A 21031-nucleotide genomic window follows, 5' to 3' on the forward strand; every position below is an offset into this window, starting at 1 on the left:
GCCTCTAAACACGTAGGCGAGGCAGTCAGCACAAGGCAAAAACAAGCGAAAAACGGTCGGAGTCGCGCTCGACTTTACGAGCTGTAAATGAGCATTTTGATCGGACTCGCGCACGAGCTTGTTTTTAACGCAGTGATGACAACGCAGATAGTGTTTGGAGGTGCCTGAAGGGGCGATTATGACTGTCAGCGAAGACAAGTTCACCCGTCAGACGCTGCTCGAGGTACACAGCCTGACGCCGAGCCTGTTCACCCTGCGCACCACCCGTGACCCGGGCTTTCGTTTCCGCGCCGGGCAGTTCGTGCGCCTGGGCGTCGAGAAAGCCGATGGCAGCGTGGTATGGCGCGCATACTCGCTGGTGTCCGCGCCACATGACGAGTTTCTCGAGTTCTTCTCCATCGTGGTGCCGGGTGGCGAATTCACCAGTGAGCTGAGTCGACTGCGCGTTGGCGACAGCTTGCTGGTGGAGAAGATGGCGACCGGCTACCTGACCCTGGACCGCTTCGTCGACGGCCGTGACCTCTGGCTGCTGGGTAGTGGCACTGGCATCGCGCCGTTTTTGTCGATCCTGCAGGACTTCGAGGTGTGGCAGCGCTTCGAGCGTATCGTGCTGGTTTACAGCGCACGCAGCTTTGCCGAACTGGCCTATCAACCGCTGATCTGGAGTTTCGCCGAGCTGGAGCACTTGGCCGAATTCGCTGACAAGCTCACCTACCTGCCGGTGGTCACTCGCGAGCAAGCGCCGGGCTGCCTGAATGCGCGCATCACCGAGCTGCTCGACAATGGTGAGCTGGAGCGCGCCGCCGGGCTTGAGCTGACGCCCGAATATTCGCGAGTGATGATCTGCGGCAACCCGCAGATGATCGACGACATTCGTCAGCGTCTGAAGGTGCGCGGCCTGAATCTGAGCCTGACCCGGCGGCCGGGTCAGGTGGCGGTGGAAAACTACTGGTGATCAGTCTTCGCGGATCGCTTTGAGTCGATGTTCCCAGCGGCGCTTGGCGAAGCGGCGCATGTTGGGGATATCGTCGGTCTCGTCGAGAATCGGCTTGCCGATGATGGTTTCCATGATGTCTTCCAGTGTCACCAGGCCGTGCCAGCTACCGAACTCGTCGTACACCAGGCACATGTGCTGGCGCTCCTGCATGAGCAGGGTCATCAGGTTTTCCACGTTCATGCTGTCCGGCACGACCTTGATCGGCTTCATGATCTGGGTGATCGGTTCGCCATCATTCTCGGCCGCCAGAGCGTCATAACGGAACACCACGCCCAGCGGCGACTCGTCCTCGCCGATCACCGGGTAACGGGAGAACTGGCTCTCGCGGGCACGTGCCTTGAACGCGGCGATCGATTCATCCGGTGCGGCGGATTCGCAGACGATGCGTGGCGTCATGATGTCGCGCAGGCGAATCTCGTGCAGGTCGAGGATATTGCTGATCACACGCTGCTCGTCTTCGTCGAGCTTGCCCACTTCGCGGCCAAGCAGGGTCAGCGCCTTGATCTCCTGGCGAATGTCGTGCTCCGGCTCCTTGCCGCCGAACAGGCGCATGATCAGGTCCGACATGACGATGAACGGCTTGAGCAGCAGGATCATGAAGCGCAGCAGGGCCGGCAGGAAGGGCGCCAGGGCGCGCCAGTAACGGGCACCGATGGTCTTCGGCAGAATCTCCGAAAGCACCAGGATCAGCAGGGTCATGACCGCCGAGGCGATACCCAGGTAACCGTCACCGAAGACTATCGCCACCTGCGCACCAACGCCGGTCGCACCAACGGTATGCGCCACGGTGTTGAGGGTCAGGATGGCCGCCAGCGGCTGGTCGATCTTGTCTTTGAGCTCTTTCAGCCTTTCGTACAACTGAGGTTTTTCGGCCTTCTGCTGTGCGATGTAACTGGGCGTGAGGGAGAGCAGGGCGGCTTCGAGGATGGAGCAGATGAACGAAACCAGGATGGAGAGGACAGCGAACGCTATCAGGAGTGTCATGTAGAGGGGTAGGTGGCCAAGGGCCGGCCAATTTAGCGTAAGCGCATTGGAAAAAGCAGAAAAGCTGCAACATTTCATTTCGTCATGCTGGCGCCGTTGACGTTCACTGCCCAACGTCTTGCCTGCCGATATTTCACTGGCTGCACGTAGCCCAGCTTCGACTAGGCTAAAGGGACACTATCTGGGGAGGTCCTCCATGCCGCTTGAACATCACCCGTTGACCCGCGAATTCCCTCAGCAAGGCGACGTCATGCGCAAGCTGATGCAAAGTCACCCGCACTTCCCTCGCCTGGCTGGCGAATATGAAGCGCTGGACAAGCGCATCTACGAAATAGAGGACGGTCGCGAGGCCGCCGACGACCTGACCTTGCAGGGGCTCAAACTGCAGCGTGTGGGCCTCAAGGACGAGATCGCCGATCTGCTGCGCAAGGCGGGCAGTGCTTGATCCTGATCAAGTGAGCGGCTGTTCTGTGGCGCTAGGCTGGAGCCATCTTTCCTGTCAGAGGCTTCATCATGCACGTCGACCATCATCCGCTGGTTCATGACTTTCCCGAACTGCGCAGCGAGCTGCAGCGTCTGCGCCAGAGTGATGAGCATTTCGCGCGCCAGGCCGAGGAATACGAAGCGCTGGACAAGCGTATTTGCCGCATCGAGGACGGTATCGAGCTGCTCGATGACGTCACGCTCGGCGCGCTGAAACTCAATCGTGTCGCCATGAAGGACGAGCTGGCGCGCCAGCTCAAGCGCGCTGCCGGGCAGTGCTGCGGTTGCGGTAATGGCTGCAAGGGCTGAGTGCCGGCGGTCCTGGTACAGACTGGTCGCCCGCAAGCGGGCTCCTGCACTCAGGCGTTATCAATGTACGGGCGGGTTGATCAGGTAGGTGAGCAGCCCGTCCGTCTCTTCTTCCGTCCACACGGGGCGCGCTGGCCTGGGCCACTCGCTCAGTAGCTGCTGCCAGAATGCGCAGGCCAGTTCATCCTGGCGGTAGTAGCGCAGCAACCACGGGCTGCCATCGCCCATGACCTGTTGCACCAGCGCGCGGCCAATGCCCTGGCGGCGATACTTCTTGAGGATGAACAGGTCGGCAAATTCCGGCGCCTCGATACCCGGCAATTCGCTGCGTTCGACCAGCAGAAAGCCGGCGATAAAGCCATCGGCCAGGATCAGCTGTGCGCTCCAGCCCGGCTCCTGCCAATAGCGCTGCAGATGGGGGTGATGGATGTAGAAGCGGCCGTCCGTCTCCACGTCCTCCTGCTCCCAGTCGGAGCTTTCGTAGGCATAGAACTGGTAGAGGTTGGCCAGTAGCGGCAATTGTTCGGCGCTGGTGGGCAGCAGTTGGATCTGCATGGATGTGCTCCGCGCGGTGTGGTCTGTAAATCTATCCAGTAGTTCGGTATCGTTCCAGCCTTCGCTAACAGGCAGGACGATTTTCCCATGGCCAAGGCTAAACGCATGTACGGCTGCACCGAGTGCGGCGCCACCTTTCCCAAATGGGCCGGGCAATGTGGTGAGTGCGGCGCCTGGAACACTCTGGTGGAAACCGTGGTCGAGGGCGCGACGCCCAGTGGCCGTACTGGCTGGGCCGGCGACAAGGCCAATATCAAGACCCTGGCCGAGGTCAGTGTCGAAGAAATTCCGCGATTCTCCACCGCTTCCGGCGAGCTGGACCGGGTGCTCGGTGGTGGCCTGGTCGATGGCTCGGTGGTGCTGATCGGCGGCGACCCCGGCATCGGCAAGTCGACCATCCTGCTGCAGACCCTGTGCAACATCGCCCAGCGTTTCCCGGCACTGTACGTCACCGGCGAGGAATCACAGCAGCAGGTGGCCATGCGCGCGCGGCGGCTGGACCTGCCGCAGGACAAGCTCAAGGTGATGACCGAAACCTGCATCGAGTCGATCATCGCCACCGCACGCCAGGAAAAGCCCAAGGTCATGGTCATCGACTCGATCCAGACCATCTTCACCGAACAACTGCAGTCGGCGCCCGGGGGCGTGGCCCAGGTGCGCGAGAGCGCGGCGCTGCTGGTGCGCTTCGCCAAGCAGAGCGGTACGGCGATCTTCCTCGTCGGCCACGTCACCAAGGAAGGCGCGCTGGCCGGCCCGCGCGTGCTGGAGCACATGGTCGACACCGTGCTGTATTTCGAGGGCGAGTCCGATGGCCGTTTGCGCCTGTTGCGGGCGGTGAAGAACCGTTTCGGCGCAGTCAACGAACTGGGCGTGTTCGGCATGACCGACAAGGGCCTCAAGGAAGTCTCCAACCCTTCGGCGATCTTCCTCACCCGCGCCCAGGAAGCGGTGCCCGGTAGCGTGGTGATGGCCACCTGGGAAGGCTCGCGGCCGATGCTGGTGGAAGTGCAGGCGCTGGTCGACACCAGCCACTTGGCGAATCCGCGCCGCGTTACCCTGGGCCTGGACCAGAACCGCCTGGCCATGCTGCTGGCCGTATTGCACCGCCATGGCGGCATCCCGACCTATGACCAGGATGTGTTCCTCAACGTGGTCGGTGGGGTCAAGGTGCTGGAAACGGCGTCCGACCTGGCACTGATGGCGGCGGTGATCTCCAGCCTGCGCAACCGGCCGCTGCAACATGACCTGCTGGTGTTCGGCGAGATTGGTCTGTCCGGCGAGATTCGTCCGGTGCCGAGCGGTCAGGAGCGTCTGAAGGAGGCGGCCAAGCATGGTTTCAAGCGCGCCATCGTGCCCAAGGGCAATGCCCCCAAGGAAGCACCGCCGGGTTTGCAGATAGTAGCCGTCACGCGCCTGGAACAGGCGCTGGATGCGCTTTTCGAGTAACTAAAGTCGCGGCTAAAACCCTTCCTGCTGTACCTGCACATGTACCAACTGTAGGAGCCCGCTTGCGGGCGATCATCGATAAAAGCATCGCCGGCAAGCCGGCTCCTACAGGTCCATCCGAGCTACGTCTTTGTATCGGCTGCGGCGTTCTGCCGCGAGTGGGGCGGGTCGAAAATTGACCGAGGTCAATAAGTAGCAGGCTATCGACGCGCAGCATGAAGGCGTATCCACTGAAGGAGACGCCATCATGTTCCTGTTCTTCGATTTCTTTTCCCGGGCTTTCAACTTCGACGCCAAGGCCATTGAGTCGCGCGATGCGCGTCGTCAGGCGCAGCGTATTCAGGCGCGTCGCCAGCGTCGTGAACAGGCAGAGGCTGCCTGCTTGCGCCACTGACTGCTAGGCTCTGTACGAAAAGTGCCTGCGCTCGGTGATGCTTCGTTAAAAACCGGTTCGGAATGCTCATTTACCACTCGTAAACTGCGCTTCCTCACCGGTTTTTGCCTCGCCTGACCTTCGCTCGACGACTTTTCGTATAGAACCTAGTCGTCTTCGCCCAATGCCGCCAGTTCACGTTCCAGCAGTTGCTCATCACCAAGATTGAGCTCGATCAGGCGGCGCAGGTGGCTGATCGATTCCAGGTCGATATGCCGACAGACGAAGCCGAGCGACTGCGGCTGGGTGCGCGTCAGTACCACTTCCATCTTCACCTTGGCTTCGTCCCCCAGTTCGATAAGGGCTTCGAAGGGCTGGTTCGGGTCCCCGTTCCAGTCGCGCGGGGTCTTGATCAGCAGGCCCTTGAGAGAGATATCGTGCAGAGCTGCCGACCATTGTCGCTCACCTTGAGCGATGACGGTGGGGGCGTCGAAGGCGATGCGCTGAAAGCGCCGACGCTCGTTGGCTGATTCACTCATGCCCATACTCCTGAAGGATTTACATCACTATAGCCAAGGCTGACGGCCCCGTGCTTTGCCGCTGTGTCGCAGCGCACAGCTGAGACACACCAGTTTGACAGGTGGCCAAGTTTCGCCAAAGCTCCTTGTGTAGTTTTTATTACTCAATATTGCGGAGCGACACATATGAGCAAGCGACTGCTGGGTAAAGGTTTGGTCTTCGGTCTGTTGAGCATGGCCAGTGTTGGTGCGTTTGCCGATGCTGCGGGCGGTAATGGCTGCGGCTGGGGCAACATGCTGTTCGAAGGGCAGCGCGGCATGGCGCCGCACTTTCTAGCGACCACTACCAACGGCACCTCGGGTAATGCCACCTTCGGTATGACTTCCGGTACCAACGGCTGCGATACCAGCGGCGCGCTGGGTTACAACGGTCGCTCCATGCTGGCAATGAATGGCATGCTCGACTCCATCGCTGAAGACATGGCCGTGGGCCAGGGTGAAGCGCTGGATGCCTACGCTACCTTGCTGGGCGTGGAGGCTCAGGATCGTGCGCACTTCGCCAAGGTCACTCACGACAACTTCGGCAGCATCTTCAGCAAAGCTGACGCCACCAGCGAGCAAGTGCTGGCTGCCACTCTCGAGGTGATGAGCCGTGACGCGCAGTTGGCGCGCTACGTGAAACAGCCGGCCTGAGATTAATCCCCGGCAAAAACAAGCCCGCCAATTCGGCGGGCTTGTTCATTTCAGGCAGCGTATCAGTTGCCGTATACCGGGAACTTCGCGCACAGCGCCTTGACCTGCTCACGCACGCGGCCTTCGACTTCATCATTGCCGATGTTGGCCAGTACGTCGCAGATCCAGCCTGCCAGTTGACGGCACTCGTCTTCCTTGAAGCCGCGAGTGGTGACGGCGGGGGTGCCGATACGCAGGCCGGAGGTGACGAACGGCGAACGCGGATCGTTCGGTACGCTGTTCTTGTTGACGGTGATGAAGGCGCGGCCCAGGGCAGCGTCAGCATCCTTGCCGGTAATGTCCTGCTTGATCAGCGAGAGCAGGAACAGGTGGTTCTCGGTGCCGCCGGAGACCACGTCGTAGCCGTTGTCGATGAACACCTGGGCCATGGTCTGGGCGTTCTTGATCACCTGTGCCTGGTAAGCCTTGAACTCAGGTTGCAGCGCTTCCTTGAAGCACACCGCCTTGGCGGCGATGACGTGCTCCAGCGGGCCGCCCTGGCCGCCCGGGAATACCGCGGAGTTGAACTTCTTCTCCAGCTCTTCGTTCTTGCGCGCCAGGATCAGACCGCCGCGCGGGCCGCGCAGGGTCTTGTGCGTGGTGGTGGTAACCACGTCTGCGAACGGCACCGGGTTCGGGTACAGACCCGCAGCGACCAGACCGGCCACGTGGGCCATGTCGACGAACAGGTAGGCACCGACCTTGTCGGCGATGGCGCGGAAACGCGGGAAGTCCAGTACCTGCGAGTAGGCGCTGAAGCCGGCGATGATCATCTTCGGTTTGTGCTCGACGGCCAGGCGCTCCACTTCGTCGTAGTCGATCAGGCCCTGGTCGTTGATGCCGTACTGCACGGCGTTGTAGATCTTGCCGGAGAAGCTGACGCTGGCGCCGTGGGTCAGGTGGCCGCCGTGGGCCAGGCTCATGCCCAGCACGGTGTCGCCGGCGTTGAGCAGGGCCATGTACACGGCGCTGTTGGCCTGGCTGCCGGAGTGCGGCTGGACGTTGGCGTAGTCGGCGCCGAACAGCTCCTTGGCGCGGTCGATGGCGAGTTGTTCGACCACGTCGACGTACTCGCAACCACCGTAGTAACGCTTGCCCGGATAGCCTTCGGCGTACTTGTTGGTCAGCACGCTGCCCTGGGCTTCCATCACCGCCGGGCTGGTGTAGTTTTCCGAGGCGATCAGCTCGATGTGCTCTTCCTGGCGCTGGGCTTCCTGCTCCATCGCGGCAAAGAGTTCGGCGTCATAACGAGCGAGGGTCAAATCACGGCTGAACATGGCGGTCCCCTGAAATCAGCTGGGCGGTAGAAAGAGGGGGCGGATTCTACCGCAAAGGTCGCATTCAGGCATATGAAGGTCGGTCATGGGCCTGACAAATGGCCTTCATGCTGAGTTGGGCCCAGGGCTCGCCCGTCAACTGAGGATGAACAGCGCTGCGCCGCTGAACTGGGCGGTGAGCTGACGTGCAGCCATGGGCCTGCCCAGCAGGAAGCCCTGTACTTCGTCGCAGTCGTGTTCACGCAGGAAGTCCAGTTGTGCCTGGCTCTCCACGCCCTCGGCGATCACCATCATGTTCAGGCTGTGCGCCATGGCGATGATGGCGCGGGCGATCTGCGCATCCTGCTCACCATCGGGCAGGCCGTCGACGAAGCTACGGTCGATCTTCAAGACGTCGATAGGGAACTGCTTGAGGTAGTTCAGCGATGAGTAGCCGGTGCCGAAATCATCCACGGCAATGCACAGGCCCAAACGCTTGAGGTTGCCGAGAGTCTGCATCGCGCTGGCGACGTCACGCATCAGTATGCTTTCGGTCAGCTCCAGCTCCAGGCAGGCCGGGGCTACTCTGGTTCTGTCCAGAATGGCGGCGATGCGTGCGCTCAGATCGCCTTCGGCGAACTGCCGGGCCGACAGATTGACCGAAATCTTGGGGATGCGGATCTTTTCCTCGTGCCAGGCCTTGAGCTGCCGGCAGGCCTCCTCCAGCACCCATTCACCGACCTGCACCACCAGACCGAGCTCCTCCAGCACCGGGATGAACTCATCCGGCGGCACCAGGCCGCGTGTCGGGTGACTCCAGCGCAACAGCGCCTCGACCCCGGTGAGGCGATTGCCGTCGCCGGCAAACTGCGGCTGATAATGCAGGACGAACTGGCCCTGCTCCTGAGCGTGGCGCAGATCGCTTTCCAGTTCCAGGCGCTCCAGGGCACTGGCGTTCATGTCGGCCTGGTAGAACTGGAAGTTGTTCTTGCCGTGTTCCTTGGCGTGATACATCGCGGTGTCGGCGTTCTTCATCAGTTGGCTCAGCTCGCTACCGTCCTGCGGAGCGAGGGCGATACCGATACTGGCGGTGACGAAGAATTCGCGGCCTTCGAGCACGAAAGGGCGCGCCAGGCTGGAGAGAATCTGCTCGGCGACATGAATGGCGCGATTCAATGCGCCCTCGCGGGTGGCGCGCGGCTGCAGCAGCAGGGTGAATTCGTCGCCGCCCATGCGCGCCACGGTGTCGTCGCCGTCGACGCAGGCCGACAGGCGCACGGCTACATCCTTGAGCATGCGGTCGCCGGCGGCGTGGCCGAGCGAATCGTTGATCGGCTTGAAGCGGTCGAGGTCGAGGAACATCAGCACCACCCATTCGTCATGCCGATCCGCATGCTGCAGGGCGCTGTGCAGGCGATCCTGGAACAGGGTGCGGTTGGGCAGGTGGGTCAGGGCGTCGTAGTAGGCCAGACGATGGATGCGCTGTTCGCTGGCCTTGCGTTCGCTGATGTCGCTGAAGAAACACACGTAGCTGACCAGGTCGCCTTCCTCGTCATGCACGGCGGTGATGCCGACCCAGGCCGGGAAGTTCTCGCCGCCCTTGCGCTTGAGCCACACCTCACCTTCCCAGCTACCGCGCTGATTGAGTTGGCCGAGGATGTACTGCAGGTGCGCCGCCTGCTGGCGGTCGGCGGTGAGCATGCCGGGAAGCTGGTCGAGCACCTGGTCGGCGGAATAACCACTGACGCGGCTGAAGGCCTTGTTGACCTGAACGATGTAACCGGCCGGGTCGGTCACCAGAATCGCTGCGGTGGAGTGCTCGAATACCGTGGCGGCCATGCGCAGGTCTTTTTCCGCGCGGCGTTGCTGGCTGATGTCGCGGCCAACGCCGAGGATGCCTCCGAAGCGACCGTTCTCGTCCCACATCAGCACCAGGCGCAGCTCCACCGGGATCTTGTGGCCGTCGGCGCGCAGGCAGTCGAAGACGAAGAGCTGATCTGGCAGCTCCTCGCGCAGACGCTCGAGGCGGTCACGCTCGCCGAGCGAATCGCGAATCCGCTCGAGCAGCTGGTAGAGGCTGGCGAGCTGCTGCGGGTTGGCCGCGAGGCCTTGCAGGCCGTTGGTTGTCACCCATTCGGCGTCGTAACCGAGCATGGCTTCCACCGACGGGCTGACGTAGTTCAGGTTCAGGCTGTCATCGGTGGAGACGATCACGTCGCTGATGCTTTCCGCCAGCAGACGGTAGCGTTGCTCGCTGTCACGCAGCGATTGGTTGCGCTCGATTTGCTCGGTAATGTCCTTGGCCAAGCCGATCAGGCGGCTGACGCGCCCGCGATCATCACGCGCCAGAGCCTGCTCACGGATGCTGAACCAGTGCCATTGGCCATTGCGGTGACGCCAGCGCAGCACCGATTCCAGCAGCAGGCCGTTGCCGACCACTTTCTGCAGGTTGCGAATGCGCCAGTAGTATTCGCTGTCGTCCGGATGCAGTACCTGCTCCCATAAATCCCCGGCCATCGCCTTGAGCTCGCTGACGCTATAGCCCAGCTGCAAGCCGAGGCTGTGGTTGCTGAACAGCACCTGCCGGTTCTGCATGTCATGCACGTAGAGCAGGTCGGGCACCGAGCGAACCACTTCGGACCAGAAGCGCTCACGCTCGATCAGCGACAGTTCGATGCGCTTGCGGCTGGTAATGTCGCTGATGCTCAGGGTGACGGCCTGATAGTCCTGGAGCATTTCCGGCAGGCGCAGCACCAGCCAGACGTGACGCTGCAAGCCCTGTGCGGTGACCAGCTGGGTTTCCAGCTCCATCAGGTTGGGGCCTTCGAGCACGGCAACGGCCAGGCGGTAACACAGATCGTCGGGCTGTACCGGACCGTTGTCGATCAGTTGCTGCCAGGCCTGTTCGGTGGACTTGACCCCGAGCAGGTTGAGCGCCACCTGGTTGGCCTCGGTAATGCGCAGTTGCTCGACCAGCAGTTGCTGATGCTCGGCATCGGCCTGCAACCAGCGCTGCAGACCCGCCGCATCGCGCAACTTGTGCTGCAGCAACAGGCAGCGCAGGCCGGAGAGGTCGAGCACGCAGAGGGCTACGCCGGTGCCGTCGAAGATGTCCTGATAGCGTCTGCGGGTTTCCTGCAGTACGCGCATGGCCTGCTGTTCATCGGTCACATCGCGCAGCACCCAGACGTAACCGGCATGACGCCCGACTTCGCTGATATCGCTACGGGTCACGGCGAACAGTCGCTCGCGCCCCTCGCTTTCGACTCTGATCAGCTCCGGTCCCAGATCGCTGCTCAGTTGTGGGCTGTTGAGCAGCAACGGGTCGAGATCGGGCAGCAGATCCAGCAAATGAAGCTCCCCGGCCGCCTCGCTGGTAACCCCGAACAGCGCTTCGGCCTGCGGGTTCAGGTAGCGCAATTTGCCGTCGGCCTGAGTCACCAGAATGCGTTCTTCGACAGCGCCGAGTGCACTGGCGGCCTGGCGCAGCGAGCGGCGTGATTCGGTATTCAGGCGCTGCAGGCTACGCTGCTCGCGTTGCAGGCCGTACAGGGCCAGCAGGGTAAGCAGGGTGCACAGCGCGAACAGCAGGAACTTGCCGGCCAGGGTCGGCATCAACTCATTGCCAGCGCGGTCTGCATCGAACAGGGCGCGCAGTTGCCAGTCGCTGCCGGGCAGGGTGATCAGCTCCAGGCTTTGCGCCTGTTCTGCGGCGGTAACCGGGGCGATGATGCCGCCTGCCTGCTGCAGGTCGTCGGCGCGCGCTATCACACGGTGACTGAGCAGATCTTCGAGCAACCATGTGTGCTCGCTGCGATGCTGCTCGCGCAGCCAGCCGCGCAGCGCACTGGTGCGCATGCGCAATACCCGGTGACTGTCGTCGGGCTGGCGCAGCAGCAGGTAGAGCGCGCCGCCGTCCAGTGCGCTGAAGGCGAAGTGATAGGGCGCTGCGCCGCTGCGTTGCTGCTGATTGCGAATGAAACTGAGGTCGCGCGACTCGCTGGCACTGTCGGCCAGCAACTGCCCGTTGGCGTCGAGCCAGGCCACGCTGTTGACGGTCGGGAAGATGCTGCGCAGTGTCGTGACCAACTCGCTGCCGTCGCCAGCGCGCGCTGGGCTGCTTTGCAGCATCGCCTGGCCTGCCTGCGCCTTGAGGCGCATGTTCAGACTCAGGTGCTTGGCCAGTTGGGCGCTGTAACCCTGGCTCAGCTGCTTCTGGGTATCGAGCAACTGGCGATATTCCTGGGTCAGCTGCCAGGCCAGCAATACCAGTATCCCCAGCACCAGCACCACCAGTGCGCGGCGCAATGCTGCGCGCGACTCGCCCGGGGAAGAGGAAGGCAGGGATGAGGGAGTCGACACGTTCTGTGAACCTGCAGCCAGTGCTGGGCTATCTTAAGCTTTGAGACGCGCAGGCGTGCTTGCGTTCGCGCGAGCCGGCTAGAATGCCTGCAAACGTGGCCAAGTGCCAGCTGTGCCGACGAACGTCGGTTTGCCCTGCCACGTACATTCCGGTAGTTTTGCCCCGCGCGCGTGAACTGTCCGCGCGGTACTTGGCGTTCGCTCCGGCAGGGGCTAAGGTCTCTGCCAACGCCCCGCCGCAGGCCTCATAAAAACTGCCTGCAGCCGGTAATACGGCGGCCAGGCCGGCACACACCAGCGGTTTATCGCCAGGTAGACTGCCGGCGTTGCCAGTGTCGTCACTCGCAACGTTGTCGCAGTGTCTGCAAGGCCCGCCATTTTCAGCCCTCATTCTCACCAGTCAGGTTCTCCATGGCTCAGTACGTCTACAGCATGCATCGGGTCAGCAAGGTCGTCCCGCCGAAGCGTGAAATTCTCAAGGACATCTCTCTGTCATTCTTCCCAGGCGCCAAGATCGGCGTGCTGGGCCTCAACGGTGCCGGTAAGTCCACGCTGCTGCGCATCATGGCCGGCGTTGACACCGAGATCGACGGCGAAGCCCGTCCGATGCCGGGGATCAAGGTCGGCTACCTGCCGCAGGAACCGCAGCTCGACCCGAGCAAGACGGTGCGCGACATCGTCGAAGAGGCCGTAGGCGAGATCAAGCAGGCCCAGGCGCGTCTCGACGAGGTCTACGCCGCTTACGCCGAGCCGGACGCCGACTTCGACGCCCTGGCCGCCGAGCAGGCCAAGCTCGAAGCCATCCTGCAGGCTTCCGATGGCCACAACCTGGAGCGTCAGCTGGAAGTCGCCGCCGATGCCCTGCGCCTGCCGGCCTGGGATGCGAAGATCGAGCACCTGTCCGGTGGTGAAAAGCGCCGCGTGGCGCTGTGTCGCCTGCTGCTGTCGGCACCCGATATGTTGCTGCTGGACGAACCGACCAACCACCTGGATGCCGACTCGGTGGCCTGGCTGGAGCGCTTCCTGCACGATTTCCCCGGCACAGTGGTAGCGATTACTCACGACCGTTACTTCCTCGACAACGTGGCTGGCTGGATTCTCGAGCTGGACCGTGGCCACGGTATCCCCTACGAGGGCAACTACTCCGGCTGGCTGGAATCGAAGGCCAACCGTCTGGCCCAGGAAGCCAAGGCCGAGGCGTCGCATGCCAAGGCGATGAAGGCCGAGCTGGAATGGGTACGCCAGGGCGCCAAGGCACGTCAGTCGAAGTCCAAGGCGCGCCTGCAACGCTTCGAGGAAATGCAGTCGCAGGAATTCCAGAAGCGCAGCGAGACCAACGAGATCTACATCCCGGCTGGCCCGCGTCTGGGCGACAAGGTCATCGACTTCCACAACGTGTCGAAGTCCTTTGGCGACCGTGTGCTGATCGACGACCTGTCCTTCAGCATTCCCAAAGGCGCCATCGTCGGTGTGATCGGCGGTAACGGCGCGGGTAAGTCGACCCTGCTGCGCATGATCACCGGCAAGGAACAGCCGGATTCCGGAACCATCGAGATCGGTGAGACCGTACAGATCGCCAGCGTCGAGCAGAGCCGCGAGATGCTCGAAGGCAGCAAGACCGTATGGGAGCAGATTTCCGACGGCTTCGACATGATCAAGGTCGGCAACTACGAGGTGCCGTCGCGCGGTTACGTCGGGCGCTTCAACTTCAAGGGCGCCGACCAGCAGAAGTTCGTCAAGGACCTCTCCGGCGGTGAGCGCGGTCGCCTGCACATGGCGCTGACCCTGAAGCAGGGTGGCAACGTGCTGCTGCTCGACGAGCCGTCCAACGACCTCGATGTGGAAACCCTGCGTGCGCTGGAAGAGGCGCTGCTGGACTTCCCCGGGGCCGCCGTGGTGATTTCCCACGATCGCTGGTTCCTCGACCGTATCGCCACGCACATCCTCTCCTATGAGGACGACGGCAAGGTCAACTTCTTCGAAGGCAACTACACCGAGTTCGAAGCTGACCGCAAGAAACGCCTGGGCGATGCCGCCGCGCAGCCGCACCGCGTGCGTTACAAGAAGCTGGCGTAGGGTGGGTTAGCGGCGCCAAGCACGTAATTGGCTGGTTTCACGAGCAGAGTGCGCCGCGTAACCCACCATGCGATATCCCGGTGTTACGCCGGGATGAAAAAACGGAGCCTGCGGGCTCCGTTTTTCGTTGAGGGTGCAGGCTATCTGTAGGAGCGGCGCCCCGCCGCGAACCGGGGAAGAGGTGAAAGCTCCTACCCATTCGGAGTATGTGTCGGTCGAAAGATTACTACGTACCTGTAGGAGCCGCGCCTCGCGGCGAATCGATCATGCGTTCAGCACAAATCCACAAGCTTCGCCCCGGGGCGGGGCTCCTACGCAGCGCGGCTCTTCTGCTCCAGCTTTCTTCGCGCAGGTGGCGTGTTCATAGCCTGGCCAGCAGGCTTTCCAGTGCCTTGGCCTGATCTTCGGCCAGGTCGATGATATGAAAGCCGGCCCAGCAATGCTGGCCGTCGGCGCCAGGGCGACTCCACAGGCAATCGGCGCCCAGGTGTACTTCCTGTACCGCATCGCTACCTGAGGTGCACACCAGGCGGCATTCCAGCACCGCATCGGCGGTGTGCGGGGTGTCGCTGAATAGCATGAAGCCATCGGCGGACAGGTCGACGATCCGGCCCAGGCGCTGCCCGCTGTTCAGGTCGAAGACCTCCAGCTGCATTTCGGTGCCATGGCGGCTGTGTTGACGACGCTCTTCCATGGGAGTTCCTCAGCGGGGTTCGGCTGTGCGCCCAGTGAAGCGCTGCAGCACACGGTAAATGGCAGTCAGCGCACGATCCATCAGCGGAGTCGCGCGTTCGGGTGTCACGATGCGGGCCAGGCCCTTTTCCATCTCGCTGGCCAGCAGGGTCAGCGGCTTGATCGCCACGCGCTGGCCGCTGTGGTCGACGAACATGTAGTTGTGCGTGGTCGGGCTGAACCAGGAAAGCTTGAGCACGCGGCTCTTGTCGCCCTCGACAAACTCGAACCAGGTGCCGAATTCGACGCTGGCCAATTCCTTGGCCAGGGCTTGTGCGCGTGCCGAGAGCTTGCTGCGCGAAGGCGCCTGGCGAGCCAGATCGGCATCCTCACCGAGCATGGCGCCCAAGGGGCTTTCTGGCAGGGTGGGTTTGAGCTGGGCGGCCAACTGCGGTTGTTTGGCCTGCACGGCATGCTGGCAGGCCACCAGGTCCTGCAGCAGGCGACGGATGCCATCCTCATGGTAGCCGCCGAGCAATTCCAGGCCCTTGCGCAGGTCGCTGAGCATGGGCACGCGCTGTTCCTGCAACAGCAGCACCTCGGTTTCGCCCAGCGGCGTGCCGCTCCAGGCCAGCTGTTCGGCCACTTCGCAGGCGCGCTGCCACTCCGTACTCTGCTCGCCATGGCGCAGCAGGACGAAGACCAGCACATCGGCCCAGGTCAGTTCGAGGAAATTGCGGATGATGGTTGGCAGGTCGCGCTGCCCGACGCAGCGCTGAACCACCTCCAGCGCCTGCTCGCGCGCCCCCAGTAGACGATCACGGCCCTTGGCCGCCTCGACCGCGCGGCGTTCGCGCAGCTCGACCTTGTGGCGCAGGGTGGCGACGTACTCGTTGAACTCGTCGATCAGACCGTCAAACAGCCCCAGATCGCCGCTGAAGCCGTGGATCACCCGTTCGACCACCCACTGCATCTTGGCCAGCAGGCTGCGTTCGTCACCGTCGTTGCCATACAGCACGCCGGCCTGGGCCATGGTGTTGAGCAGGCGTCGCGCCGGATGGTGGTGCTGGGTAAACAGCGCCTTGTCCTGCAGCGCGATTTTCAGATAGGGCGTATGCAGGTGCGAGAGGGCTGTCTTGCAGGCGTCCGGCAGGTTCTCGTCATCGAGGATGAAGTCGAACAGCATGCCAACCAGGTCGATCACGTCGGCCTCCTGATCGGACACCTTGCTGTCACCGGGTAGGCTGCTGTGCGATTCCAGTTGCTGCTGCAGGTCGGCCTTGAGGCCTTCAACGGCCTGCGGCTGATGCAGGCGTTGGGCCAGTTCGTGGGCCGACTGCTGTTGCATGCGGTTGAGCGCAGCGAGCAATTCGCTGGCGCTGTAGGTGCGGCTGGCCTCGCGCGGTGAGAAGCTGATGATGCTCCGTGTGCCGCCCAGGAGAGGGGCATCCGGGTGGCTCTGGCGGTGCTCGTCGAGGAGGCTGGACAGGCCGCTGAACAGCGCGCCTGGATCGCTCGGCGGCGGTGCGCTGAGGTCCAGGTCGAGCAACGCCGGCTCTACGGGCGCAGGAGTCGTGCCCAGTCTGCCCGGTGCTCGCTGTTGGGGCGTCGGGGCTTCTGTGGCGGGCGCATCGGGGCGGCTTACGCTTTGATTGACCTGCGCACTGTACTTGAGGTTGGGCAGTACGCCGGCATCGATCAGGCGCTGGTTGAGCGCAGCATAGAGCGAATCGAGGCTCTGCATCACATGGCGATCGAAGAGCATGTAGAGGATGGTCTTGATCTGCAGCGGGAAGGGGCAGGGCGCCAGCGCATCGCGAAACGCCTGGGCGATGGCCTGCGGGCCGAAGGGGTTGTTGTCCTCGCCGAGTTTCTGGCCGTTGTTGAGCAGCGCCAGGCGCTGCTCCAGAGCGAATAGCGGCTGGGTGCAGCGTGCCTTGACCCGGCTGACCATATTGGTGACTTGCAGGGTTTCTTCGTAATCCTCGTTCTGCACCAGGGCCAACTGCTCGGGGTCGACTTCGGCTGGCGTCTGATCCTGCAGCTTGCCGTCGAGGAAGTCGGAAAAATTGTTGGCGATGGCCTGGTGGTAGCTGCGCTCGATCTGTGGACGTTGGCGGCGGATCTCACGCATGTTGTCGAAGAACAACGTCTGCACCTTGTTGTTCTCGGCTTTCTCGGCGCATTCAAACAGGGTGTCATCGACTTGGCCGAATACACCGCTCAGATGCTCCGCCAGTCGATTCATCACCAGTTTGCGGCAGGCTTGTACCAGATCGCTGAAGCGCGGCTGTATACCGCGGCTGGCGAGGCTAACCACCTTGGGATGAATGGGGGGCTTGTCCTGGTTGCTCATGGACTGTCCTGGCTGGCGTCGTCGGCTGGCGCGTCCTGCGTCGTGCCGCAGTTCGATGAAACATATAGTAGTCCATGGCTTGCCTGCAAAGCATTGTCGTAAAAGCAGTTTGCAGGGGTTGACAGGGAAATTTTGCTACGTAAAATGGCGCGCCTCTGAAGCGGTAAAGCGAAAGCCGAAGCGCAGCAGAGCTGGAAGACCGAAGTTCCGCGATAGCTCAGTCGGTAGAGCAAATGACTGTTAATCATTGGGTCCCTGGTTCGAGTCCAGGTCGCGGAGCCAACTTCCTATCGGGGTATAGCGCAGTCCGGTAGCGCGCTTGCTTTGGGAGCAAGATGTCGGGAGTTCGAATCCCCCTACCCCGACCATATTTGGGTCGTTAGCTCAGTTGGTAGAGCAGTTGGCTTTTAACCAATTGGTCGTAGGTTCGAATCCTACACGACCCACCACTACAACGAAAAAGCCCGCCTAGTGCGGGCTTTTTCGTTTCTGCGCCTTACGCGGTGCTTGGCCGTCTCGCATTTCAGGCACGGCTCGGTGCTGCGCCCGATGTGATCACTGAGCATCGGCCCGTAGGGTGGGCTTTAGCCCACCAGCGTTGGTCGACGTGGGCTGAGGCCCACCCTACAAGACTAGAATCGCGCTGCGTGCTTGTCTCCCCTCTCCCGCTTGCGGGAGAGGGGCCGGGGGAGAGGGGCAATGTGTTGCAGAGTCGCTTGATGCCCCTCTCCCATTCATGGGAGAGGGGCATCAGAAGGCCGCATGGCGGCCGCTATCAATGCAGCTTCAGGCGCGGCTCGGTGCTGCGCCCGATGCGATCGCTGAGCATCAGCAGCAGGGTGCGTGGCACGCCATACAGGGCCATCTGGTGCATGCGATACAGCGACACGTAGAACACCCGTGCCAGCCAGCCTTCGAGCATGACGCTGCCGGTCAGGTTGCCCATCAGGTTACCGACCGCGGAGAAGCTCGACAGCGAGATCAGCGAGCCGTAATCGCGATAGCGATATTCCGGCAGCGGCTGGGCGCTGATCTTCAAGCGTAGCGACTTGGCCAGCAGCGATGCCTGCTGATGCGCTGCCTGGGCGCGTGGCGGCACGTTGCGGCCCTCAGTGCCCGGCTGCGGGCAGGCTGCGCAGTCGCCGAAGGCGAATACGTCGTCATCGAGCGTCGTTTGCAGGGTCGGACGAACCTGCAGCTGGTTGATGCGGTTGCTCTCCAGGCCGTCGAGATCCTTGAGAAAACCGGGGGCGCGAATGCCGGCAGCCCAGACTTTCAGGCTGGCCGGGATGAAGTTGCCGTCGGCGGTTTTCAGGCCGTCGGCAGTCACTTCGCTGACAGCCGCACCGGTCAGCACGGTGACGCCGAGCTTCTCCAGGGTCTGATGCACCGGCCGTGCGATGCGCTCGGGCAGAGCAGGCAGCACACGTGGCCCGGCCTCGATCAGGGTGATGCGCATGTCTTCGGGGCGAATGCGGTCTAGGCCATAGGCGACCAACTGCTTGGCCGCGTGGTGCAGTTCTGCTGCCAGCTCGACCCCGGTGGCACCGGCGCCGACGATGGCGATATCGATCTTCGAACCGTATTCGTTCTCGCTGGCATGTGCACGCAGGTAGTGGCTGAGCATGCGCCGGTGGAAGCGCTCGGCCTGCGCGCGGGTGTCGAGGAAAATGCAGTGCTCGGCGGCACCAGGCGTGCCGAAGTCATTGGTGGTGCTGCCAACGGCAATGACCAGGCTGTCGTAGGTGATGCGGCGTTCAGGCATCAGTACCTGGCCATCGTCATCCAGCGTCGGTGCCAGGGTGATGCTCTTGCTGGCACGGTCGAGGCCGGACATGCGCCCGAGCTGGAACTCGAAATGGTTCCACTTGGCCTGGGCCACGTAGTTCAGTTCGTCTTCCGAGGAGTTCAACGAGCCGGCGGCCACTTCGTGCAGCAGGGGCTTCCAGATATGGGTGAGGTTGGCGTCGACCAGAATGATTCGGGCCGCGCCACTCTTGCCCAGTTTTCTACCCAGACGGGTGGCCAGCTCCAAACCGCCGGCGCCGCCGCCGACAATCACGATGCGATGGGACATGGATATTGCTCACAAGGCTTTGAAAAATGCGGTGTGAGTGCGAGAGGGCGAGCGCAAGGCAGCTCATAGCACCAGTCGACTCAGCAAGCGGCTCAGCAGGCCCAGGCCAATGGTCACGACCATGACCAGCGCCAGCAGACGCCAAACACGAAACGGTTGACGTTCGACCTGATGCTGCGGTGCGCTCAGGTATTGGTCGACTTTCTGTTGGTCTTCGGGGCTCAGGCGACTGGTCATGGGGGCCTCTGCTTGAATGCGGCTATCTTAGCAGGCTGTTGAAAAACTATCTGCGTTGCCACTGCTGCGTTAAAAACAGGCTCAAAATGCTCATTTACAGCTCGTAAAGTCGAGCGCGACTCCGACCGTTTTTCGCCTGTTTTTGCCTTGCATTGGCTGCCTCGGCTCGGGCTTCCTGCTTCGCTCTACCTCCTGCATCCATGCAGTCGTCGCCTACGTTTTTCAACGGCCTGCTAGGCGTGCCCGCCAGCCTTGGCGAGCGTCGTTGTCCTGCGGGTCAGATATCGTTTCGAGGGTTTCCACGCTCACGGCGTCCTCCAGGCGGATGATGCCGCCCTCGATCACACGAGCGGTAATGCCGCCATGGCCGCGCATGGCCTGGAAGGTGCCGCGACCGAGACGTTCCTCCAGGCGGGCGCAGGGTTGGCACCAGCCGGTGGTTTCCAGCAGCGCCTGGCCGATGCGAAAGCGCCGGCCCTTGAGGCTGAACAGATTGATGCCGGCAACCGCGATATTGCGGCGCAGCTCGCTGGGCGGCATGGGCGCATCGCGGCCGAGCAAGGCGGCAACGACGGCCAGGTGTTCCCACTGAATCAGCGTGACCTGCCGCGCATTGCGTGGTCCGGGGCGGCTGTGATCGCCGGTCAGACCGGCTTCACGCCGTGCTTCCACGGCCTCGACTTCGAGCATCGCCTCGCGCGCCTTGGGGCGAACCCCTATCCAGCGCACCTGGCCGACTTGCGGCACGTCGGCGAGCAATTCCTGCAAGGGGCTCACAGGCCGATACCGATGTCGAACAGCAGGCTGCGGCCGAGGTTCTGCCGCAGAAAATCTGGTGCGTCCGGGTGAGCGAACAGCACACGGGCAAAGCGCGGACCAACCAAGGACAGCGAGCGCCAGCCTTGGCGCAGGTATTCGGTAGGGGGCGGGAAGTGGCTGTTGCAGTCGAGCACGGCGCGCTTGAGGCTGACGAAGGCGACCAGGTCGAGTTCGCCGAGGTCGATGCCACGCTCGCGATAGTTATGCGCCTTCTTGCGCAGGGTTGGTGCCAGGCGCGCCTGCATTTCGCTGGCGGGAATGCGTTTGGGGCGCGCTTCGCGACGCACCAGTTGGCTCAGGGAAAAGGCGCTGCGGCGCCGCTCCAGTTCGGCGCGCCACTCGTCATTGAGGCGCCGGCCTTCATCGAGCACGAAAAACACTTCGAAATTGGCATCGCGAAACAGCACGTCCGGCGGCTCCTGGCCGCTGGGCGTGAAGTCATCGCTGTGATGGCGCACGTTCAGCGCTTGCAGCAGGCGTTGACAGACCCAACGCTCACGCTCCCATTTCTTGGCGTTGGAGAGGAAGGCATTGGCTTGTTCGGCCTGGTGCGTAAGTAAGCGCAGATAATCGGAATCGTCCATGTCTGAAGCTTAGCCGCAGCGCTTACCCGCATGCCAGTGCCTGCAGCTTCGGTCGTTCCAGTGAGCGTGGAAATCCAGCTGGGCTTTGTTGGCTGTTGTCGATCAATGGCAGGGCAGTCGCCATTGCAGTTGCTCTGCCGGCAAAATCAAATCCGAGTGCCGGTGTAGACTGCTTGGCATGGCGATGAATGAAGG

The 21031-nt window shown here is 62.5% G+C and carries 18 protein-coding genes and 3 tRNA genes; 10 read left to right on the plus strand and 11 right to left on the minus strand.

The genetic code is table 11. The features are described from left to right. The first annotated feature begins 178 nt into the window (after nucleotides 1-178). Nucleotides 179-955 (plus strand): ferredoxin--NADP reductase, encoded by a 777-nt coding sequence (locus tag BLT86_RS23265; protein WP_092379907.1) that lies wholly within the window; start codon nucleotides 179-181, stop codon nucleotides 953-955. Here BLT86_RS23265 and BLT86_RS23270 read toward each other — a convergent pair whose 3' ends face one another. Next, nucleotides 956-1981 (minus strand): CNNM domain-containing protein, encoded by a 1026-nt coding sequence (locus BLT86_RS23270; protein ID WP_064493996.1) that lies wholly within the window; start codon nucleotides 1979-1981, stop codon nucleotides 956-958. It abuts the gene before it with no gap. Between the two features lie 196 nt (nucleotides 1982-2177). Here BLT86_RS23270 and BLT86_RS23275 point away from each other — a divergent pair, with 196 nt between their 5' ends. Beyond that, nucleotides 2178-2426, plus strand: coding sequence for a YdcH family protein (locus tag BLT86_RS23275; protein WP_021487975.1), 249 nt, complete (start codon nucleotides 2178-2180; stop codon nucleotides 2424-2426). A 68-nt stretch (nucleotides 2427-2494) separates the two neighbouring features. Further along, on the plus strand, nucleotides 2495-2773 hold the full coding sequence (locus tag BLT86_RS23280; protein WP_092379909.1) for a YdcH family protein: 279 nt from the start codon (nucleotides 2495-2497) through the stop codon (nucleotides 2771-2773). Between the two features lie 60 nt (nucleotides 2774-2833). On the opposite strand, the gene BLT86_RS23285 is transcribed toward BLT86_RS23280, so the two are convergent. Beyond that, nucleotides 2834-3328 carry a GNAT family N-acetyltransferase gene (locus BLT86_RS23285; protein ID WP_092379911.1) on the minus strand — a complete coding sequence of 165 codons (495 nt, stop codon included), beginning with the start codon at nucleotides 3326-3328 and terminating at the stop codon, nucleotides 2834-2836. 87 nt (nucleotides 3329-3415) lie between these two features. On the opposite strand from BLT86_RS23285, the gene radA reads away from it, so the two are divergent. Then, on the plus strand, nucleotides 3416-4774 hold the full coding sequence (gene radA / locus BLT86_RS23290; protein WP_013714011.1) for a DNA repair protein RadA: 1359 nt from the start codon (nucleotides 3416-3418) through the stop codon (nucleotides 4772-4774). Between the two features lie 247 nt (nucleotides 4775-5021). Then, entirely contained in the window at nucleotides 5022-5168 is a 147-nt protein-coding gene (locus BLT86_RS25965; protein ID WP_017678812.1) for a hypothetical protein, read from the plus strand. Between the two features lie 146 nt (nucleotides 5169-5314). Here the strand turns inward: BLT86_RS25965 and BLT86_RS23295 are convergent, their stop codons facing one another. Further along, on the minus strand, nucleotides 5315-5686 hold the full coding sequence (locus BLT86_RS23295; protein WP_074856097.1) for a PilZ domain-containing protein: 372 nt from the start codon (nucleotides 5684-5686) through the stop codon (nucleotides 5315-5317). A gap of 165 nt (nucleotides 5687-5851) precedes the next feature. Between BLT86_RS23295 and BLT86_RS23300 the strand changes: the two genes are divergently transcribed. Beyond that, the gene (locus tag BLT86_RS23300) at nucleotides 5852-6358 is read left to right on the plus strand and encodes a DUF3015 domain-containing protein (RefSeq protein WP_092379913.1); all 507 of its coding nucleotides are present in this window, start codon (nucleotides 5852-5854) and stop codon (nucleotides 6356-6358) included. Between the two features lie 62 nt (nucleotides 6359-6420). Here BLT86_RS23300 and glyA read toward each other — a convergent pair whose 3' ends face one another. Continuing rightward, a complete protein-coding gene (glyA, locus tag BLT86_RS23305) occupies nucleotides 6421-7674 on the minus strand; it encodes a serine hydroxymethyltransferase (protein WP_004425032.1) in 1254 nt (417 codons plus the stop codon). Between the two features lie 135 nt (nucleotides 7675-7809). Then, nucleotides 7810-11961 (minus strand): EAL domain-containing protein, encoded by a 4152-nt coding sequence (locus tag BLT86_RS23310; protein WP_197676121.1) that lies wholly within the window; start codon nucleotides 11959-11961, stop codon nucleotides 7810-7812. 465 nt (nucleotides 11962-12426) lie between these two features. Here BLT86_RS23310 and ettA point away from each other — a divergent pair, with 465 nt between their 5' ends. After that, the gene (gene ettA / locus BLT86_RS23315) at nucleotides 12427-14091 is read left to right on the plus strand and encodes an energy-dependent translational throttle protein EttA (RefSeq protein WP_092379915.1); all 1665 of its coding nucleotides are present in this window, start codon (nucleotides 12427-12429) and stop codon (nucleotides 14089-14091) included. 361 nt (nucleotides 14092-14452) lie between these two features. On the opposite strand, the gene BLT86_RS23320 is transcribed toward ettA, so the two are convergent. Together BLT86_RS23320 and BLT86_RS23325 are read right to left on the minus strand one after the other, a co-directional pair. Continuing rightward, nucleotides 14453-14785 carry a PilZ domain-containing protein gene (locus BLT86_RS23320; RefSeq protein WP_092379917.1) on the minus strand — a complete coding sequence of 111 codons (333 nt, stop codon included), beginning with the start codon at nucleotides 14783-14785 and terminating at the stop codon, nucleotides 14453-14455. A gap of 9 nt (nucleotides 14786-14794) precedes the next feature. Further along, nucleotides 14795-17119 (minus strand): DUF1631 domain-containing protein, encoded by a 2325-nt coding sequence (locus BLT86_RS23325; protein WP_092379919.1) that lies wholly within the window; start codon nucleotides 17117-17119, stop codon nucleotides 14795-14797. 206 nt (nucleotides 17120-17325) lie between these two features. Between BLT86_RS23325 and BLT86_RS23330 the strand changes: the two genes are divergently transcribed. From BLT86_RS23330 to BLT86_RS23340, 3 genes are all read left to right on the plus strand, one after another. Then, nucleotides 17326-17401 (plus strand) — tRNA-Asn (locus tag BLT86_RS23330). A 9-nt stretch (nucleotides 17402-17410) separates the two neighbouring features. Then, a tRNA-Pro gene (locus tag BLT86_RS23335) sits at nucleotides 17411-17487 on the plus strand. A 5-nt stretch (nucleotides 17488-17492) separates the two neighbouring features. Continuing rightward, nucleotides 17493-17568: transfer RNA gene (locus BLT86_RS23340), tRNA-Lys, on the plus strand. A 326-nt stretch (nucleotides 17569-17894) separates the two neighbouring features. Here BLT86_RS23340 and BLT86_RS23345 read toward each other — a convergent pair. The 4 genes from BLT86_RS23345 to BLT86_RS23360 form a co-directional block, all read right to left on the minus strand. Next, a complete protein-coding gene (locus BLT86_RS23345) occupies nucleotides 17895-19196 on the minus strand; it encodes an NAD(P)/FAD-dependent oxidoreductase (protein WP_004425018.1) in 1302 nt (433 codons plus the stop codon). A 63-nt stretch (nucleotides 19197-19259) separates the two neighbouring features. Beyond that, a complete protein-coding gene (locus BLT86_RS23350; RefSeq protein WP_092379921.1) occupies nucleotides 19260-19433 on the minus strand; it encodes a DUF3094 family protein in 174 nt (57 codons plus the stop codon). Between the two features lie 222 nt (nucleotides 19434-19655). Continuing rightward, nucleotides 19656-20210, minus strand: coding sequence for an MOSC domain-containing protein (locus BLT86_RS23355; protein WP_092379923.1), 555 nt, complete (start codon nucleotides 20208-20210; stop codon nucleotides 19656-19658). Continuing rightward, nucleotides 20207-20836 (minus strand): DUF1780 domain-containing protein, encoded by a 630-nt coding sequence (locus BLT86_RS23360; protein ID WP_004425012.1) that lies wholly within the window; start codon nucleotides 20834-20836, stop codon nucleotides 20207-20209. The genes BLT86_RS23355 and BLT86_RS23360 overlap by 4 nt, the downstream gene beginning before the upstream one ends. Between the last annotated feature and the right edge of the window lie 195 nt (nucleotides 20837-21031).

The organism is Pseudomonas sihuiensis (genome assembly GCF_900106015.1).
Taxonomy (GTDB): Bacteria; Pseudomonadota; Gammaproteobacteria; order Pseudomonadales; family Pseudomonadaceae; genus Aquipseudomonas; species Aquipseudomonas sihuiensis.

Bases quoted from the DNA above. Each gene is read 5' to 3' on its own strand.
- BLT86_RS23345 (WP_004425018.1), bottom strand. From the start codon at position 19,196: ATGTCCCATCGCATCGTGATTGTCGGCGGCGGCGCCGGCGGTTTGGAG.
- radA (WP_013714011.1), top strand. From the start codon at position 3,416: ATGGCCAAGGCTAAACGCATGTACGGCTGCACCGAGTGCGGCGCCACC.
- BLT86_RS23270 (WP_064493996.1), bottom strand. From the start codon at position 1,981: ATGACACTCCTGATAGCGTTCGCTGTCCTCTCCATCCTGGTTTCGTTC.
- BLT86_RS23350 (WP_092379921.1), bottom strand. From the start codon at position 19,433: ATGACCAGTCGCCTGAGCCCCGAAGACCAACAGAAAGTCGACCAATAC.
- BLT86_RS23295 (WP_074856097.1), bottom strand. From the start codon at position 5,686: ATGAGTGAATCAGCCAACGAGCGTCGGCGCTTTCAGCGCATCGCCTTC.
- BLT86_RS23280 (WP_092379909.1), top strand. From the start codon at position 2,495: ATGCACGTCGACCATCATCCGCTGGTTCATGACTTTCCCGAACTGCGC.
- BLT86_RS25965 (WP_017678812.1), top strand. From the start codon at position 5,022: ATGTTCCTGTTCTTCGATTTCTTTTCCCGGGCTTTCAACTTCGACGCC.
- ettA (WP_092379915.1), top strand. From the start codon at position 12,427: ATGGCTCAGTACGTCTACAGCATGCATCGGGTCAGCAAGGTCGTCCCG.
- BLT86_RS23360 (WP_004425012.1), bottom strand. From the start codon at position 20,836: ATGGACGATTCCGATTATCTGCGCTTACTTACGCACCAGGCCGAACAA.
- glyA (WP_004425032.1), bottom strand. From the start codon at position 7,674: ATGTTCAGCCGTGATTTGACCCTCGCTCGTTATGACGCCGAACTCTTT.
- BLT86_RS23300 (WP_092379913.1), top strand. From the start codon at position 5,852: ATGAGCAAGCGACTGCTGGGTAAAGGTTTGGTCTTCGGTCTGTTGAGC.
- BLT86_RS23265 (WP_092379907.1), top strand. From the start codon at position 179: ATGACTGTCAGCGAAGACAAGTTCACCCGTCAGACGCTGCTCGAGGTA.
- BLT86_RS23320 (WP_092379917.1), bottom strand. From the start codon at position 14,785: ATGGAAGAGCGTCGTCAACACAGCCGCCATGGCACCGAAATGCAGCTG.
- BLT86_RS23275 (WP_021487975.1), top strand. From the start codon at position 2,178: ATGCCGCTTGAACATCACCCGTTGACCCGCGAATTCCCTCAGCAAGGC.
- BLT86_RS23325 (WP_092379919.1), bottom strand. From the start codon at position 17,119: ATGAGCAACCAGGACAAGCCCCCCATTCATCCCAAGGTGGTTAGCCTC.
- BLT86_RS23285 (WP_092379911.1), bottom strand. From the start codon at position 3,328: ATGCAGATCCAACTGCTGCCCACCAGCGCCGAACAATTGCCGCTACTG.